The organism is Virgibacillus sp. M23, from assembly GCF_034190895.1.
Classification (GTDB): domain Bacteria; phylum Bacillota; class Bacilli; order Bacillales; family Amphibacillaceae; genus Virgibacillus; species Virgibacillus salarius.
This window is the reverse complement of the sequence record NZ_JAWDHA010000059.1, coordinates 1-15,978: the sequence shown is the minus strand read 5'-3', so window position 1 is coordinate 15,978 and position 15,978 is coordinate 1. Positions and strand designations below refer to the sequence as shown.

The 15,978-nt window shown below is 37.1% G+C and carries 18 protein-coding genes; 9 read left to right on the top strand and 9 right to left on the bottom strand.

What is annotated here, in order from left to right; translation table 11 throughout:
* Window positions 1-31: 31 nt before the first annotated feature.
* Genes hisB through hisZ form a run of 4 tightly spaced genes read right to left on the bottom strand, consistent with a single transcriptional unit; the run spans window position 32 to window position 3,767 of the window.
* Window positions 32-616: an imidazoleglycerol-phosphate dehydratase HisB gene (gene hisB, locus RVS70_RS17565; protein WP_121604497.1), complete on the bottom strand. Its 585-nt coding sequence runs from the start codon at window positions 614-616 to the stop codon at window positions 32-34.
* Entirely contained in the window at window positions 597-1,895 is a 1,299-nt protein-coding gene (hisD, locus tag RVS70_RS17560) for a histidinol dehydrogenase (RefSeq protein WP_299632384.1), read from the bottom strand. The genes hisB and hisD overlap by 20 nt, the downstream gene beginning before the upstream one ends.
* A 3-nt stretch (window positions 1,896-1,898) precedes the next feature.
* Window positions 1,899-2,528 (bottom strand): ATP phosphoribosyltransferase, encoded by a 630-nt coding sequence (hisG, locus tag RVS70_RS17555; protein WP_026683108.1) that lies wholly within the window; start codon window positions 2,526-2,528, stop codon window positions 1,899-1,901.
* On the bottom strand, window positions 2,529-3,767 hold the full coding sequence (gene hisZ / locus RVS70_RS17550) for an ATP phosphoribosyltransferase regulatory subunit (RefSeq protein ID WP_051388472.1): 1,239 nt from the start codon (window positions 3,765-3,767) through the stop codon (window positions 2,529-2,531).
* Window positions 3,768-3,877: 110 nt separating this feature from the next.
* Between hisZ and RVS70_RS17545 the strand changes: the two genes are divergently transcribed.
* The 3 genes from RVS70_RS17545 to murB all read left to right on the top strand — a co-directional run bounded on the left by RVS70_RS17545 (window position 3,878) and on the right by murB (window position 6,620).
* The gene (locus RVS70_RS17545) at window positions 3,878-4,666 is read left to right on the top strand and encodes a histidinol-phosphatase HisJ family protein (RefSeq protein WP_026683110.1); all 789 of its coding nucleotides are present in this window, start codon (window positions 3,878-3,880) and stop codon (window positions 4,664-4,666) included.
* A 157-nt stretch (window positions 4,667-4,823) separates the two neighbouring features.
* Window positions 4,824-5,636 (top strand): alpha/beta fold hydrolase, encoded by an 813-nt coding sequence (locus tag RVS70_RS17540; RefSeq protein WP_121604499.1) that lies wholly within the window; start codon window positions 4,824-4,826, stop codon window positions 5,634-5,636.
* 60 nt (window positions 5,637-5,696) lie between these two features.
* A complete protein-coding gene (gene murB / locus RVS70_RS17535) occupies window positions 5,697-6,620 on the top strand; it encodes a UDP-N-acetylmuramate dehydrogenase (protein WP_026683112.1) in 924 nt (307 codons plus the stop codon).
* 363 nt (window positions 6,621-6,983) lie between these two features.
* Here the strand turns inward: murB and ehuA are convergent, their stop codons facing one another.
* The 4 genes from ehuA to ehuB all read right to left on the bottom strand — a co-directional run bounded on the left by ehuA (window position 6,984) and on the right by ehuB (window position 10,166).
* A complete protein-coding gene (gene ehuA / locus RVS70_RS17530) occupies window positions 6,984-7,754 on the bottom strand; it encodes an ectoine/hydroxyectoine ABC transporter ATP-binding protein EhuA (protein ID WP_026683113.1) in 771 nt (256 codons plus the stop codon).
* Window positions 7,754-8,464, bottom strand: coding sequence for an ectoine/hydroxyectoine ABC transporter permease subunit EhuD (ehuD, locus tag RVS70_RS17525; protein WP_026683114.1), 711 nt, complete (start codon window positions 8,462-8,464; stop codon window positions 7,754-7,756). The genes ehuA and ehuD overlap by 1 nt, the downstream gene beginning before the upstream one ends.
* Window positions 8,461-9,096, bottom strand: a complete 636-nt coding sequence (locus RVS70_RS17520; RefSeq protein ID WP_026683115.1) for an amino acid ABC transporter permease — start codon at window positions 9,094-9,096, stop codon at window positions 8,461-8,463. Before RVS70_RS17520 ends, ehuD begins: the two co-directional genes overlap by 4 nt.
* Window positions 9,097-9,257: 161 nt before the next feature.
* Entirely contained in the window at window positions 9,258-10,166 is a 909-nt protein-coding gene (ehuB, locus tag RVS70_RS17515; RefSeq protein ID WP_121604500.1) for an ectoine/hydroxyectoine ABC transporter substrate-binding protein EhuB, read from the bottom strand.
* Between the two features lie 612 nt (window positions 10,167-10,778).
* Here ehuB and RVS70_RS17510 point away from each other — a divergent pair.
* Genes RVS70_RS17510 through RVS70_RS17500 form a run of 3 tightly spaced genes read left to right on the top strand, consistent with a single transcriptional unit; the run spans window position 10,779 to window position 12,865 of the window.
* On the top strand, window positions 10,779-11,696 hold the full coding sequence (locus RVS70_RS17510; protein ID WP_026683117.1) for a ketopantoate reductase family protein: 918 nt from the start codon (window positions 10,779-10,781) through the stop codon (window positions 11,694-11,696).
* 16 nt (window positions 11,697-11,712) lie between these two features.
* Window positions 11,713-11,880, top strand: a complete 168-nt coding sequence (ytzI, locus tag RVS70_RS17505; RefSeq protein WP_080668780.1) for a YtzI protein — start codon at window positions 11,713-11,715, stop codon at window positions 11,878-11,880.
* 7 nt (window positions 11,881-11,887) lie between these two features.
* Window positions 11,888-12,865, top strand: a complete 978-nt coding sequence (locus tag RVS70_RS17500; RefSeq protein WP_026683118.1) for a Gfo/Idh/MocA family protein — start codon at window positions 11,888-11,890, stop codon at window positions 12,863-12,865.
* A gap of 302 nt (window positions 12,866-13,167) precedes the next feature.
* Here the strand turns inward: RVS70_RS17500 and RVS70_RS17495 are convergent, their stop codons facing one another.
* Window positions 13,168-13,722: a M15 family metallopeptidase gene (locus tag RVS70_RS17495; RefSeq protein ID WP_026683119.1), complete on the bottom strand. Its 555-nt coding sequence runs from the start codon at window positions 13,720-13,722 to the stop codon at window positions 13,168-13,170.
* 141 nt (window positions 13,723-13,863) lie between these two features.
* Between RVS70_RS17495 and RVS70_RS17490 the strand changes: the two genes are divergently transcribed.
* From RVS70_RS17490 to RVS70_RS17480, 3 genes are read left to right on the top strand one after another with little or no spacing between them, the layout of a single operon-like run.
* Complete coding sequence (locus RVS70_RS17490) at window positions 13,864-14,481, top strand: glycerol-3-phosphate acyltransferase (RefSeq protein ID WP_026683120.1); 618 nt, start codon at window positions 13,864-13,866, stop codon at window positions 14,479-14,481.
* 21 nt (window positions 14,482-14,502) lie between these two features.
* Window positions 14,503-14,988: a DUF456 domain-containing protein gene (locus RVS70_RS17485; protein WP_026683121.1), complete on the top strand. Its 486-nt coding sequence runs from the start codon at window positions 14,503-14,505 to the stop codon at window positions 14,986-14,988.
* 8 nt (window positions 14,989-14,996) lie between these two features.
* Window positions 14,997-15,551, top strand: a complete 555-nt coding sequence (locus RVS70_RS17480) for a cysteine hydrolase family protein (protein WP_200862601.1) — start codon at window positions 14,997-14,999, stop codon at window positions 15,549-15,551.
* Window positions 15,552-15,978 lie beyond the last annotated feature (427 nt).

Below are 15,978 nucleotides of genomic sequence, written 5' to 3'. Positions count from 1 at the left end.
TTGTATACAATTGGATGGTATCATTCCTCTTTTAAAGACTTCCTTTTGTAGAGGGGATACCTATGATACGTTCGCTTTTTTGGCTTGCTTGATCGAGTGCTCGGCCAAAGCCTTTAAATATGGATTCAATCATGTGATGTGAATTTGTACCATAAACGTTATGAATGTGTAAGGTGACTTTGGCATTGCTGGTAAAAGCCTGAAAGAATTCTTCTACTAGCTCTGTATCGAAATCTCCAACTTTATCTTTTAGCCCCTCTACCTTATATACAAGATACGAACGTCCACTAATATCTAGAGATACAGTAGACAGCGCTTCGTCCATCGGTGTAGTTATACTACTGTAGCGCGTAATTCCTTGTTTGTCTCCGAGTGCTTGGTAAAAGGCCTTGCCAAAAGCAATACCAATATCTTCAATAGAATGATGCTGATCAACTTCTAAATCACCCTTACAGCTTACATTTAAATCAAGTAGTCCATGTCTAGACAATAAGGTGAGCATATGATCAAAAAATCCAACTCCTGTTTGAATCGAACTATAACCAGCTCCATCTATATTCAAGGTAAGAGAAATATCTGTTTCTGAAGTTGTTCGGTTAATTGTATGATTTCGCATTGCGGCCATCCTTTCGTAGGTTAATTGATTCTGCATGCGCTGTTAACTTTTCTGTCATTGCTAACTCAATTATTTCATCAGCTGTTTCTAGCAAGGCTGTTTTATCATAATGGATAATGCTTGATTTTTTTACGAAATCATAAACACCTAAAGGTGAAGAGAAAGCAGCAGTACCATTTGTAGGTAACGTATGATTCGGTCCTGCTAGATAGTCTCCTAATGCCTCTGGTGAATAATTGCCTATAAAGATGGCACCGGCATTATTAACGTATCTCAGATTTTCCATCGGTTCCTTTATCATAAGCTGTACATGTTCGGGTGCTAGATCATTCACAATTGTAAATGCTTCATTCAAGTGCTTAACAAGAATAATGCGTCCATTTTGTTTTAGGGCTTGCTTGATAATGTGCTTTCTAGATAATAATTCTGTTTGTTTTTCGACTTCTAGTTGGATGGCAGCTGCAAGTGTACGATCCGCCGTGATGCATATCGGCTTTGCCGCCTCATCATGCTCTGCCTGTGATAATAGATCAGCAGCAATGTAAGGTGCTGGTGCTGATTCGTCGGCAACAATACAAATTTCGCTGGGACCAGCTATCATATCTATGGCTACATCCCCATAGACGCATTTTTTTGCACTAGCAACAAATGCATTACCAGGGCCAGTAATTTTTTGGACTTTTGGTACCGTTTCTGTTCCATAAGCGAAAGCAGCTATCGCTTGTGCTCCACCAATCTTATAGATGCTATCTACGCCTGCTTCTTTTGCAGCAACAAGAATATGTGGGTTAACCTTTCCATTGGCCTGTGGAGGGGTAGCTATATGTATCGACTCTACTCCAGCAATCTTGGCAGGAATAACATTCATTAATACAGTTGAAGGATATGCTGCCTTTCCACCAGGCACATAGATTCCAACCTTTTCAAGTGGTGTAATCTTTTGCCCTAATAAAATACCGGAATGACTATTTGTAAACCACGATTGTTGCATTTGTTTTGCATGAAATTGTTGGATGTTGTTTTTTGCTTTTGTAAGTGCACGAAGGAAAGCTGGACTAACCTGTTTATATGCGTCTTTAAACTCCTCTTTAGTAACCTGAAATTTAGGTAATAGTACATCATCCAATTCTTTTGTTAACTGTCTAATTGCTGCATCTCCAGATTGTTTAATCTGATTAATAATATCTAAAACCGTTTGATCAGTATTGTTATCTAATGTTCTCCTTTTTGCGATTTGGTTCTTCTCCGTCCAATATTGCGCACCTGTTATTTGTTTCACGTGTTACTCCTCCAAGCCCAATCGTAATTTTTCAATAAATGGTTGTATACTTGTGCTTTTAATAGCAAAGCTTGCTTTATTAATAATGAGCCGCGTACTAATTGGTTCTACTTCCTCTAAAACTACTAGACCATTTTCTTTTAATGTGTTACCGGTCTCCACGATATCAACGATTGCATCTGCTAATCCGATAAGGGGAGCTAGCTCAACGGAGCCATTCAACTTTACAATATGAATGGCTTTGCCTTTTTTAGAAAAGTAATTGTGAGTAATGGTTGGATACTTCGTTGCAATGGTAATTGGTTTCTCTTTATTTAAATTCTCTCCGGGTTTACCAGCTATGGCAAAAGTACATTGCCCAATTCGTAAATCGAGTATGTCATATACATCTGCCTCGGATTCAAGTACATTGTCCTTTCCTACTATACCGACATCTGCTGCGCCTCTTTCCACATAAGTCGGGACATCTACAGCTTTTACAAATAGTAACCTGATGGTTTTATCTGAATTGTAAAAAACTAATTTTCGACTTGATGATGTAAAGTTATTGAAAATAATTCCAATCTTTTTCATCAGATGTATGGTCTGGTTAGCTGTTCTACCCTTGGCTACCGCTAATGTGAAAGCTTCCAACTAAACCTCCCCCTCTTGCATAACTAATAACTCCTGTACTTCAGTTATGTCATGGAATTGATATGAATTCCCTTTATTTATGAGCGTACAAGAATCCTTCTGATAGTGGATGGTGCATGCTGAAGTAGTCAGGCTGTTTTCTTGATCAGGAAAGCTAAGTACGACATAGCCGCATTTCCGTAAATGTAACGTATCAGTTAGTGCTTTCTTTTGCATAGAGGGATGATAATAAACAATGATGTCTGATATGGTTGTTGGTGTTGCTAATAACTCATGCCGTTGTAAAGCCCTTTCTAATAACTGCAAGTCATATGCAAACCCTATTGCTGGTATAGATGCTCCAAATTGTTTTCCTAATTGATCATATCTACCACCCATGACTACCGGTTCCCCGATAAACTCAATAAACCCTTGAAAGATGATATCTGAGTAATAATCCATATCGTTAATTAAACCAAGGTTAAATATTATATAATCAGTAAGCTGATAGGCTTTTAGAATGTCATAAACATCTATGAGGTGCTGTAATTCCGCTTGCATATTTTCCTGTAATCCGTATTTCTGAATAGCATTGATTACATCACCTGGCAGACCATAAAGAAAAGGAATGTTCCTAATCAATTCTTTCAGCGGATCATCAATCTCAAGCGAATTTAGGTAGGGCTCTAATTCAGCTATATTTTTAGATTGAATAAAGTTTTGTAGATGGATTAATTCTTGCTTAGACAACCCAGCGAGCGATATTAATGCTTTGAACAATCCTGCATGACCTATTTCCATTTTAAAATCAATAAAACCCATATCTTGCAGTGTATGAATTGCCAATGCAATTACTTCTGCATCAGTAGTAGCTGATTTTTTTCCAAAGTGTTCAATTCCTGCTTGTGTTCGTTCGTTTACTTGATTTGCTTGATCATGGTAACGAAATATGTCCATGATATAAAAGTAACGATCATTTTGAGTGGTGGGATGATTGACCATAACCTGTGTAATAGGAATAGTGACGTCTGGTCGTAATACAAGTACCTTTCCTTTAGGAACCATAACTTTAACCATGTCATCTGTATTTACAATTCCATTAATGGAAGCATACATATCATAATACTCAAATGCTGGAATCTTAATTTGACGATACCCATAGGTTTTAAAACGGTGTTTTAATTTGTTTATTAATACTTCTTGCTGCTGAAAATCGTCTATAACGTTGCTATAGGAGCTATTTATTAAAAAAGGCTGCATTGTAAGTTTACTCCTTTTCACTTTATTACTTTATCGCTTTATTTAATTAAAGTTATATAGTATTCTAATAATTATAAAAGGAATTGTCAACCAAAGGGAGGGATATTTTTATGTTCGATTATCATATACATAGTAATTTTTCAGCAGATTGTGATACGCCAATGGAGGAGACAATAGAAGCCGCCTTGAAGAAGGGACTAAAGGAAGTTTGCTTCACTGAGCATATTGATGAGGATTATCCAGATCCTACGATTCATTTTGAGTTAGATTTACCTGCCTATGAAAAAAAAATCAAAGAAATGCAGTGTTTATATAAGGAGCGTATCAACATAAAAAAGGGTTTAGAAATAGGGGTACAGCCCCATTTGTTAGACAATTGCAAGCAAATGATACAGGAGGAAACATTTGATTTTATCATCTGTTCTATGCATACCACTTCTGGAATGGATTTACATTCTGGAGCTTTCTTTCAAGGTAAAACAGTGGATGAGGCATATCAAGCGTATTATCAAGAATTACTAGATTGCATTACTCATTTTAAAGACTTTCAAGTTTTAGGACATATTGATTTGATAAAAAGATATACACAGACAAGAAAAAATGAACATAGCTTTCTGAATCTGATTGAGGAGATATTTCAAGAAATCATACCAGCAGGGAAGGGAATAGAAATAAATACCTCTGGGTTCCGTTATGGTCTTAATAGTGCCATGCCTAGTAAAGATATCCTTAAGTTATACAAGGAGTGTGGTGGAGAAATCATTACAATTGGTTCTGATTCCCATCAAGCGTCTACTGTAGGTTATGGACTAGCAGAGGCGATAGAATTATTGCGATCACTAGGTTTTTCGTATATTACAACTTTTAAGGGAAAACAGCCAGTTTTCCATCATATATAATTGCTTCAACAAATGTCACTATTTCTAAAAGGAAAATACCGATGAGACATGCTATAATGAAGGGCAATAGGGGAAACCTTCTGTATCATTACCAATCCAGATCAACCGGTGATATGGTAATGGTTTAGATCACTGCCAGATAAATGAGGGAGTATTTTTGAAGAAAAAACATCTAATGAGTATTGCGTCCATATGTATAGTGATCCTAGGATTGATAGCCCTTGTATATATGCCCAATAAAACAAAGTCAGATTTTGACAAAATACGACCAACGTTGTTTGTACATGGTTATAAGGGAACTGTGAATTCATTTGGCCATATGCTAAAACGATTTGAGAGTGATTATAACTGGGGTAACAAAGCACTTGTCTATTTTGTGAAAAATAACGGAGCAATTGAAAAATATAACCTTAGTAAAGGTAAAAAAGAGCCTGTATTTGTTCAGGTTATTTTTGAAAATAACCGAGCAAGTTTTGAAGAGACAGCAGGTTGGCTAGCTGCTGTCTTAGCAGATATGAAAGCTGTTTATTCTATTGAAAATGTCAATCTTGTTGGACATTCGATGGGAGGAATCGTCTCCTTGGAGTATATGAAGCAATACCAAGGGGTGAAGTTTCCTACTGTTCGTAAATTTATAGCGATCGGTAGCCCGTTTGATGGGATCTATAGTGAAGAATATTTCCAACTAAATCGTGATCCTGCTGCTACTGATTTGCATCCCGATTCTCCTGCTTTACAATTTTTGAGAGAGCGATCATTTCCAGAATATACACAAGTATTAAGTATTGGAAGTACGGGGGATGCAATTGCTGTGCCAGAAAGTATTAAGTCGTTACGAACGATTATACCAAAGGATCAATTAGAAGAGGTTATTATTGACGATCTGCATTTAAGTCACAGTGGGTTACACGAGAGTAAGCTAGTGGACCAATACATTTATGAGTTTTTGTGGCAAGATCAGATTGAATAGCTTACAATGTAGAAGAGTATCATCAAGTATTTTGGAATAACTATTAAAGGAATGATACGTGTGGGATTGAGTCATCATATATACAATAAATTAATAGAAATTACATCCGAGAGTAATGTGATGGTGGACGAAGAATTAAAGAATCATACGTATACCCGTCTTGGCGGGAAGGCTGATTTTTTAGTAACACCTGAAACATATCATGAAGTACAGGAAATTGTAAGGTTGGCGAACGAAGAAAAGATTGCATTTACATTACTGGGGAATGGTTCTAATTTGATCGTAAAAGATGGGGGAATACGCGGAATTGTTATGAATCTTCATCGATTAACGGATATTTCCACTAACGGCTCTACAATTGTTGCTCAAAGTGGTGCGCGAATTATTGATGTTTCCCGAGAAGCACTAACTAAAACGTTATCCGGGTTGGAATTTGCCTGTGGTATACCAGGGTCAGTAGGTGGTGCATTGTATATGAACGCTGGAGCCTACGGTGGCGAAATAAAAGATGTGTTAGTAAGCACCAAGGTAGTAGATAAGGATGGAAATCTCCAAGTATTAACAGCATCTGATCTGGATCTAGCATACCGTACAAGTAACATTCCAGAAAAGGGATATATTGTTCTTGAAGCAACTTTTTCGTTGGAAAAAGGTAAATATGCAGAAATAAAAGCTATAATGGATGATTTGACGTATAAAAGAGAATCGAAGCAACCATTAGAGTATCCTTCATGTGGAAGTGTATTTAAACGACCACCAGGTTATTTTGCTGGAAAATTGATTCAAGACAGTGAATTGCAAGGAAAGCAAATTGGCGGAGCACAGGTTTCTTTAAAGCATGCTGGCTTTATTGTTAATAAGGATCATGCAACAGCTACAGAATATATTAATCTCATTCGCTATGTTCAAGATACAGTAAATGAAAAGTTTGGAGTGCGATTAGAGAGAGAAGTTAAGATAATTGGTGAAGATCCAGTTCGCTAGGTTATGGCAATCGTATATCTGACAAAAGAGGATGAGACAAAAGAATGAAGAAACAATAAAAAACGAACGATAATTAGTTGAAAATTAATTATCGTTCGTTTTTTGGTTGGGATTATTCATTTAGCACCTGAAATAAGCGAGACTCCGGCGAGAACAATACGCGTCCGAAGATCCACTTGGTAACGTGTTTTTCTTTACCAAGTTAGCTGAGGCCGTGCCCGCAGAAAGCGAGTATAGTTCCACGGTGCGGCGATGATACTCCTATTGATAACATGATTATTCGTATTTTGAGTAAAGAAAATGGTTAGAGATTTCAATGCTATTGCTAATTCATCTCCGTTGAGGAAGATATTATGTTTTTCATTAGCTTCTAAAACGATGCAGGAAGCTTTGCAATCGTTCGTTTGTAGAATGCTCAATAACCTCGCTAGCTGTTCCCTGCTCAGCAATGACACCTTCATCAAGGAATAATACTTTGTCAGCTACGTCAAGAGCAAAATCCATTTCATGTGTAACGAGAATCATTGCCATTTCTCCCTCTTTGGCAATGTCACGAATAACTTCTAGTACTTCACCAACTAATTCTGGGTCAAGTGCAGATGTTACTTCATCAAATAGCATAACCTTTGGTCGCATCACAAGCGCTCTTGCCATAGCAACACGCTGTTTTTGTCCTCCAGAAAGTTGGCTAGGATAATTGTCCAATTTGTCACCAAGTCCAACTTTTTCAAGCATCTCAATAGAGCGCTGCTTGGCTGTAGATTTATCTTCATTTTTGACGTGGATCGGTGCCGTCATACAGTTTTCCAAAATGGTCATATGTGGGAATAAATTAAAATGTTGGAATACCATACCTATATCTCCCCGGACATTACGCAAATGCTTTTCATTTGCGTCGACCATACTCCCCTTTTTCTCCATCTTCCAAAGGTTTTTACCATCAACAATAATATCTCCTGAAGTTGGTTGCTCTAATGTCATTAGCATTCGTATAATGGTTGTTTTACCAGAACCACTTGGGCCTATGATTGCAACTTTTTCTGCAGGCTTAATATCTAGATCAATTCCTTTTAATACTTTGACATCTCCAAATGATTTATGAACATCATTAAAGGTAACAATCGGCTCTATCATTATGCTGTCGCTCCTTTACTACTATTTAATGCTTCTTTCTTATCAAAGCGGCGATTCATTTTCTTTTCCAGCTTATTAATGAGTAAAGCGGAAGGGTAACTCATTACTAAGAATAGGATAGCTACAATGGTTAATGGCTCAAGATAAGTCCAGTATTGAGCACCATAGCTATTTGCCATGTGGAGAATACCCGCCACACCAATGGTGGATGCTAGTGGAACTTCTTTAAACATAATAATTAAATAGTTACCTAACATTGGAATGGTCGGAGGAATAGCCTGTGGTAATATAATTTTAGTCCATTTTTGTCTAGTGGAAAAGTTTAACGCCCTTGCAGCCTCCCATTGTCCTTTATCCACACCATCAATGCCCGATCGGTATACTTCGCCAATATACGTGCTAAAGTGGATGCCGAGTCCAAGGATTGCACTTGTGAATGGGTCTAATGTCATTCCTACCACAGGTACCATCGGCCATGCATAAAAGATAAAGAATAGCTGAACGAGAGGTGGTGTAGAACGAATAAATTCCATAATCCAAGTTATGACCCAATGAAGCGGCTTGAAAGGAATTCTTCTAAGGAAGGTCCAGAAAAATCCAAATATCAAAGCAAATAAATAACAGGCTATTGTAAGACCTAATGTTATTCCAAGCCCCTGTACAATAACTAAAAACGCGTCAGCAAATACATCCCAGCTCCAAATATTCATTGACTAGCCACCCCTTTCTTCGAGATGTCTTCCATTTTACGAGTCAAGAAAATTAATGGAAGTGCAAGAATAAAGTAGAAGACTAATACTAATAAATAGACTGTCGGTGCTTGTGAAAGATTGGAGCTTCGTAATATATCTCCGTAGTATAAAATATCATGCATACCAATTAAGGATACAAGTGATGTAGCCTTGAGCATTTGAATTAAATAATTCCCAAATTCGGGAAGCATCATTCGTACCGCTTGCGGGAAAATAACCAGGCGCATACGTTGGAAACGTGACATATTTAACGCAGTGGCAGCCTCAGTCTGTCCTTTTGCTACAGCGAGTATAGATCCTCGTACAATTTCTGACATATAAGCCCCATAGTTTAAAGCGATTGCGATGACGCCAACCCACCAATTACTTCCAAGTTCAATTCCAAAAAGCATAGGAACTGCATAGTATAACCAGAATAATTGAACAATTAGAGAGGTTCCACGGAATATTTCTACATAGAATCCGGTGAATTTTCGAAGGATAACATTTTTGGAAAGGCGACAAAGCCCTGCAATAAACGCAAATAAATAACCAAAAAATGCAGAGGCAATTAGTACAGAGATGGTAATGGTTAGCCCCTGCGCTAACATGGGAAAAATATCTATAATTGCTTTAATAGTGATCACTCCTTATTTTTCAGTTAGATGTATGGTTTCTCAAAAAAATTATAGGGTCTGACTCCCCCTAAGGTAAGGGAAGTCGGACCCTATGGAGTCATTGGTTTACTATAGTGTACGTGTTATTTTAATTCTTATAGTTCACCGTTACAGATTTTTTCTGTAGTAATTCCGGGCTCTACCATGTTATTTGCTTCGCTAAATCCATTCTTTTCAAGAAGTTCAGCTACTGTACCATCTTCTTTTAACTCAGCTAGCTTTTCATTATAGGCATCGCGTAGATCTGTATTATCCAAATGGAATGCTGCTGCTCCATAGCTTGGAACACCTTCCACATCTGGTTGTTCAAATCCTTCAACAAATTCCAGCTTATCAGAGTTAGAGGACTCTAGTGCCATTTTAATAGTCATTTCTGTACCAGTAGTTGCATCAGCTCTTCCTGACTCTACTGCAGAAAAGGTTGCAGGGATATCATCTGCAGATTGAATTTGGTCTTCGCTTACACCTTCTGTTTTAAGGAATTCATTTTCGGTTGCTCCTGCCATCACGGAAACTTTTACATCTGGATTATCTGCAATGTCTGTATAGCTCTTTAAATTTAACGGGTTTCCTTTTTGAACAATTAATCCTTCCCCATATTTCATTTCCGGCTCACCAAAAGCTGCATTCTTACAGCGATCAGAGTTAATTGCCATGCCGGCAGTGATAACATCGAACTGACCAGCCTTTAAGCCTGGGATTAGCTGTCCAAAATCAGCAAGCTTGGCATCCATTTCATTTACGCCAAGTTCTTTAAAGACAGCAGCAGCAATATCCACAGCAGCACCTTTTAACTCCCCATTATCATCTTGGTAAGCGTACGGCTCTTCATTAGCAAAGCCTATTGTGACAGTGCCAGCTTCTTTTAATTCTTCTAGTTTACCACCGCTACCTTCAGACTCTCCGTTTCCGCCTTCCTTGCTCTCATTATTGTCAGATGAACCACACGCTGCAAGTGCAATTAGCAAGAAACCTAAAACAAACATAAGTAAAAATTTCTTCATGTAAATAATTGCCTCCCTTTTTATTTGTAAAAGTGAATAAGTAAGTAGCCAGATGACTTTATTCATAGGTGAAAATCACTGGAATAATCTTGAAAAATAGATTAAAAGAATTAGAGGAACTCAAGTTGAAGCACTTATATTAAAATGTTACAGGTTCTAGTTAAGTGACTCAAACGCAGTAAATTTAGATAATTTGGAATTTATTATGATTTAACTGAATGAATTAAGAATAAAGCATGTATACATAAATATACTATCTTATCATCTGCTAAGCTTCCGTATTATCTAAATTTGCAAATAAATCCCAGCTAATGATAAACCGAATAGACATCATTCTATTAAAAAAGTACCATAGGATTAGCGAATAGTATTTAATCATTGGATGATCTACTTTATCCCACATATAACTGGCAGTAAGATCTCCACTTCAAGCAATAAAGTGAAACCAATGTGGATAAGTTGGGGTAACTGCCAGTAAATGTTCGATTGGTTCGCACGCAGGCCTTTAGGTCATCCCCTTGTGGTACTAACCATCCGTGGGGTCTAAACAAAAACTCCCACTGATTGAAGTTTCACTTTATTAAGGATATTATTCAAAGGGGAGGCGAAAATATGCATATCGTTGTTTTAGGTGCTGGTGCGTTGGGAGGTTATTTTGGATTACGTTTTCAAGAGGCAGGAGCTAAGGTAACTTTTCTTGTGCGAGAACAGAGGGCGATACAACTGAAAGAACAAGGTGCAGTGATTCATAGTATACATGGGGATTATGAAACCCATGATGCAACGATTGTTACAGATCCACAGCAGATAGAAGATCCAGAAGTAGTTTTGATAAGTGTGAAGGGCTATCACTTACAAGGTGCTATGAAGCAATTACGTGTCCTAGTAAATAAAGGAGCGTATATTCTTCCAGTATTAAATGGAATAGAGCATCTGGCTAAATTACAAAATGAACTTGGAAAAGCATCCATACTTGGGGGACTTTCATTTATCATTGCAACATTAAATGACAAGGGGCATGTGGAGCATTCAAGCGATTTCCACGAGCTCATATATGGAGCACTTGAGCCTGAACAAGAGGCAATTTGTTCTAAATTGGATAAGCTTAGTAATTCTGCTAACATGACTGGGAAGAACAGTAATAACATATTGCTTGAGCTATGGAAGAAATATATGTTTATAAATGCTTTTTCAGGTGTTACAGCTGCAGTAGATTTACCTATTGGTATGATTAGGCAACATAATGAGACCTTTCATATTATGCTACACTTGTTAAGTGAAATGAAGACCTTAGCTAATATCTATGACGTTCCAATTACTGAACAAGATGTTAAAGAAGCTTGGGATAAATTAAATAACTTACATGATCAGGCTACATCTTCGATGCATCAGGATCGTAGAAAAGGACTGACACTAGAATTGGATCACCTCCATGGTGGAGCACTTCGGTTGGCAGGAGCTAAAGGCATTGACCTTCCCTATACAAGGGCTGTTTATGGTATGCTACAACCATTTGAAAATCTAACATAAAAGTGGAGGAATCAAATTGTCTACATTGACTATTGTAATCATCGCTTGCGTTATCGTAGTCGCGATTGTTTTAGTTCTATCATTGGTAACCATTTCAAAAGGGTATGCGTATAAGCATAAGGTTGATCCGTTACCAAATGAGAGAGAGAGCAAGCAAGAAACAGAGAAGCAAAAGGGAGAGTAATAATAAAATGAAGTATGCAACCATCGGCACAAGTTGGATTACAGACGCGTTTATTGAAGCAGCTGATCAATCGAAATCTGCTCAGCTAGCTTCTGTTTATTCGAGGACTGCTTCAGCAGCCAAAGCCTTTGCTCATAAGCATGGGATTGAATGTAGCTATTCATCTATGGAGGAAATGTTAAATTCAGATGCAGACTTTGTTTATGTTGCATCCCCAAATCGTATGCATCCAGAACATATAAAGCTGTGTATAAAAAAGAGGAAGCATGTATTTTGTGAAAAACCAATGGTATATACGGTTAAGCAGTTAGAAGAACTGCAACGATTAGCTAAGGAACATGATGTGTTTATATTTGAAGGATTTCGCCACTTATTTTCCCCCAACTATGATATTTTAAAGAATAAACTCTCACACGTAGGTAAAATACGCAGTGCAATGCTGCAATATGTTAAGTATTCATCACGTTATGATGTTTTTAAAGAAGGTACGATTCCTAATGTGTTTGCAAAAGAGTTTGCAGGTGGGGCTTTGATGGATTTAGGTGTATATCCTTTAAGTATGGCTGTTGATTTATTTGGGCAGCCGAATGATGCCGCTTATTTTCCAGTTTTATTAGCTAATGGAATCGATGGAAGTGGTACGATCGTGCTAACATATGAAGATTTTAATGTAACCATTTTATGCTCTAAGATTGCAGATGCCACTATCCCCTCTGAAATTCATGGGGAAGAGGGAACATTAACAATGAATCAAATTGCACCTATTGAAAAACTACAGTTTTACAATAGAACGAATTCAGAAACAAACGAGCTTGCTGTAGAGCAAATGACTGCTGACATGATATATGAAATCCAAGCATTTATTAAGATGGTTAGTGATAATAACACGGCATTATATGAGAAGTGTTTAGAAAGAAGTCGCTATATTGCCGAAATAACAGAAAAACTAAGGAGAGATTCCGGCATTCACTTTCCTGGTGAATAAAACACATTGTGTCCCGTATTAACTGGCAGTAAGCCCCCCACATTTCAAGCAATAAAGCGAAACCAATATGAATAAGTGGGTGATCAACTGCCAGTAAATGTTCAATTGGTTCAAAGACTATTAGGTCATACCCATTGCTAACAATCAGTGAGAGATAACAAAACTCCCACTGATTGTAGCCCATGCTGTTCTTTTGTCTCAGTTTCGTTATTTTTGAAAGTAAAAAAAGCAGTTGACTACTTATTTGAGTTGGCTGTAACTATTCCATTTATTTCGTTTGTGGCAACGATTTGTTCTTGTTCCTAATCAACCTTTGGTCGAACTCCTTGTTGAAGCTGATTTATACTTAAACCAAAAGTCATTTGCAAGTGTGGATAGTCTTTGAAATTATTCCAGTCACCACCCCATTCAAATCCCAATTCTTTAGCGATTGCTGCTACTTCATACCAATCCGATTGATTGTTACCATTCCCATCGTATTGAATATCCCATATTATTTTTCCTGTATCATTTTCAAGAGCAAAATCAATGGCTAGTCCATAATTGTGATAGGATTCACCACCCTTTGCATAGGTAACAATATTCCCTTTGCGTGTTCGCCCCTGTTCATATAGTCGATTCTGTTCCTTAAAGGAGCGTACTTCCTCCGTAATGACGACATCAATATTTTTTTTCGCAGCTCTTTCAATCAGCCTGTTTTTATTCGCTTCTACTGTTGGATGTAAGTTAGATGGTAAAGGATCACCTTTATCTGATTCAGAATATTTTCCATTGTTATGATGATAGACTTGAAATAATATAACTAGGCATAGAATGATAATTATCCAAGGAAGTAATATTTGTTGTAATTTTTTCATGCTGACTGTACTCCTCATGTTTTAATGCACACAAATCTTAATCGCTATGAACGAAGGACACCAGATTTTAATTTTAGATTATGAATATTTTTTTATCCATTTTTTACGTTATAATGAGTAAAAACCAGAAAGGTGGATTTCATGATTACCGCTCTTGTTTCTATTATTGGCTATCTAGCAGGCTGTCTACATGGTTCGCAGCTTGTAAGCATGTATAAAAAGGTAGATATAAAGAATGCCGGTGTGAAAAATGCTGGAGCCTCTAACACAACCATTTTACTTGGCTGGAAGTATGGTGTTTTAGTTGCACTTATTGATATTTTTAAAGCTACATTTGCCATAGTGCTTGTATTATACATTTTAAATGAAAATGGCATTACTGGTAAAGAACAGACGTTGCTCATATATATATCGGCTTTATTTATTATTCTAGGTCATAATTACCCACTAACAATGAAATTTAGTGGTGGTAAGGGAACGGCATCGTTAGTTGGAATCCTACTCGCCATTGATTGGAAAATAGCTATTATAGGCATTGGAATTTTGCTCATATTTACAATTGCAACAGATTATTTAGTGGTTGGTGTATTATGTATGTATGTTTCCTTTTTAATTACAACATATGTATTTTTTGGTCCAGAACCAACATCTATCGTCGTTTTTTTATCTGTTTTAAGTATAGCGAAACATTTGGATAATTACCGACGTATAATTAATAAGGAAGAAACAAGACTATCAAGTATGTTTTCAAAAAAGTAAATGACGTTGGAGGATGATGGGATGCTAGATATAATTATTTGGATTTTAATTAGTGCATTATTTTTTCTAAGTTTTGTAGGAGTGATATTTCCTATCATTCCTTCTGTACTTGTACTATGGGGTGGGTTTCTTTTATACCAGTTTGTCATAGACCCAAATGAATTAACCATGTCCTTTTGGATAGGAATGGCCTTGATCACCATTGTACTGATCGCTGCAGACATCATTGCAAATAGTTACTTTGTAAAAAAATATGGAGGAAGTAAATGGGGAGAGCGTGGGGCAGCCATAGCAGTTATCGTTGGTTCATTTATTATTCCGCCATTTGGTGTTTTAATCGTTCCATTTCTAACCGTGTTTATTATTGAATCGCTTCAACAAAGGACTACGCAAGAAGCCTTCCGTGCTTCGTTTGGTTCACTTATGGGATTCCTTGGCGGGGCTTTTGCTAAAGTAGTTATACAATTTGTAATGATTATTTGGTTCTTCGTTGTTATTTTATTTTAGAGAGGTAGATGTATGTGAAGAAAGCATTAATTAACATTGATTACACGAATGATTTTGTTGCCAATGATGGAAAACTAACGTGTGGTGAGCCAGGTCAAGCGATAGAATCAAAAGTCGTATCACTTACCAATGAATTTATTGAAGCAGGGGATTATGTTGTATTCGCTATCGATGCGCATGAAGCTGCAGACAGTAATCACCCGGAATTTTCCTTATTTCCTACCCATAATATCATAGGGACCTCTGGAAGAGAGCTTTATGGTAGGTTGGCAGAGGTATATCAAAAAAATAAGGAAAAGCACAATGTTTATTTTATTGATAAGACAAGGTATAGTGCCTTTGCTGGCACAGATCTAGAGATAAAGTTACGTGAACGAGCTATTGATGAACTCCATATTATTGGGGTATGTACAGATATATGCGTATTACATACAGCTGTTGATGCTTATAATAAAGGATTTAAGATGGTTATTCATCAGGATGCAGTAGCTAGCTTTAATTCAACAGGCCATGAGTGGGCTTTAGGGCATTTTGAACACACGTTGGGAAGTACGATCATATAAGAACGGAAATAACTTAGTAGACAGAGGGGAAAGAGAGAGTTGTGAGATCCCAGAGCCCCATATATAAAAGCAAAATATATGAGCAAGAGGTCCTCCTATTAACACATGTAGTTTAGTAGCTATAGAACCAGTGTTTAGGGGGGAATATTGATTAAAGATAATATCTGTTTCTAGCTTAGCAGGTTATGAACAAAAACTTGCTGGGTATAGCTGATGCCAATTAACATTCCAAACAATAAACTACTCTAGCTTTGAAAATATCCATAGACTCCTTAAAAAGAAGAATGATTTTTTGCTTGAAAGTTAAGAAAGTATAAAATCAGTGCAATGACTGCGTTAAGCCAAGTAGTTATTTTGAAATGTTTGATGTATATTGGCAATGCTCCGACTAATTACTTCGCTTTCCGCGGGCACGGCCTCAACTAAC

What these genes read in the sequence shown, in the direction of transcription:
- hisB (WP_121604497.1), bottom strand. Translation starts at nt 616, where the DNA reads ATGCGAAATCATACAATTAACCGAACAACTTCAGAAACAGATATTTCT.
- hisZ (WP_051388472.1), bottom strand. Translation starts at nt 3,767, where the DNA reads ATGCAGCCTTTTTTAATAAATAGCTCCTATAGCAACGTTATAGACGAT.
- RVS70_RS17545 (WP_026683110.1), top strand. Translation starts at nt 3,878, where the DNA reads ATGTTCGATTATCATATACATAGTAATTTTTCAGCAGATTGTGATACG.
- ehuA (WP_026683113.1), bottom strand. Translation starts at nt 7,754, where the DNA reads ATGATAGAGCCGATTGTTACCTTTAATGATGTTCATAAATCATTTGGA.
- ehuD (WP_026683114.1), bottom strand. Translation starts at nt 8,464, where the DNA reads ATGAATATTTGGAGCTGGGATGTATTTGCTGACGCGTTTTTAGTTATT.
- RVS70_RS17520 (WP_026683115.1), bottom strand. Translation starts at nt 9,096, where the DNA reads ATGTTAGCGCAGGGGCTAACCATTACCATCTCTGTACTAATTGCCTCT.
- ehuB (WP_121604500.1), bottom strand. Translation starts at nt 10,166, where the DNA reads ATGAAGAAATTTTTACTTATGTTTGTTTTAGGTTTCTTGCTAATTGCA.
- RVS70_RS17510 (WP_026683117.1), top strand. Translation starts at nt 10,779, where the DNA reads ATGCATATCGTTGTTTTAGGTGCTGGTGCGTTGGGAGGTTATTTTGGA.
- RVS70_RS17500 (WP_026683118.1), top strand. Translation starts at nt 11,888, where the DNA reads ATGAAGTATGCAACCATCGGCACAAGTTGGATTACAGACGCGTTTATT.
- RVS70_RS17495 (WP_026683119.1), bottom strand. Translation starts at nt 13,722, where the DNA reads ATGAAAAAATTACAACAAATATTACTTCCTTGGATAATTATCATTCTA.
- RVS70_RS17490 (WP_026683120.1), top strand. Translation starts at nt 13,864, where the DNA reads ATGATTACCGCTCTTGTTTCTATTATTGGCTATCTAGCAGGCTGTCTA.
- RVS70_RS17485 (WP_026683121.1), top strand. Translation starts at nt 14,503, where the DNA reads ATGCTAGATATAATTATTTGGATTTTAATTAGTGCATTATTTTTTCTA.
- RVS70_RS17480 (WP_200862601.1), top strand. Translation starts at nt 14,997, where the DNA reads ATGTATGTGAAGAAAGCATTAATTAACATTGATTACACGAATGATTTT.